Source organism: Mameliella sp. CS4 (genome assembly GCF_019392335.1).
In the GTDB taxonomy this organism is placed as follows: domain Bacteria; phylum Pseudomonadota; class Alphaproteobacteria; order Rhodobacterales; family Rhodobacteraceae; genus Antarctobacter.
Genome location: NZ_JAHXRQ010000315.1, coordinates 1 through 229, shown reverse-complemented (window position 1 = coordinate 229; position 229 = coordinate 1). Strand labels below are relative to the sequence as shown.

Here is a 229-nt window from a genome sequence, read left to right as displayed (position 1 = left end):
CCCAAGGCCCTCGAGGAGACCGTGGGCGCGTCCGTGCGCTCGGGCTTCCTGACGGGCGAGCCGATCCGCGCCCAGAAGCTGGTGCGCCCGGAGAGCGGCTTCATGGCGGCGATCCTGCCGCCCGGCATGCGCGCGGTCGCCATCGTCACCGACAGCCGCGGCACCAACTCGGCCGGCGGCTTCATCCTGCCGAACGACCGCGTCGACGTGATCCGCACCTTCCGCGACG

General features: G+C 73.4%; 1 protein-coding gene. It reads left to right on the top strand.

The window, feature by feature from the left end:
• Positions 1-229 (top strand): Flp pilus assembly protein CpaB (cpaB, locus tag KZZ07_RS27530; protein WP_219520240.1); only part of this gene is annotated, 229 nt, incomplete at both ends.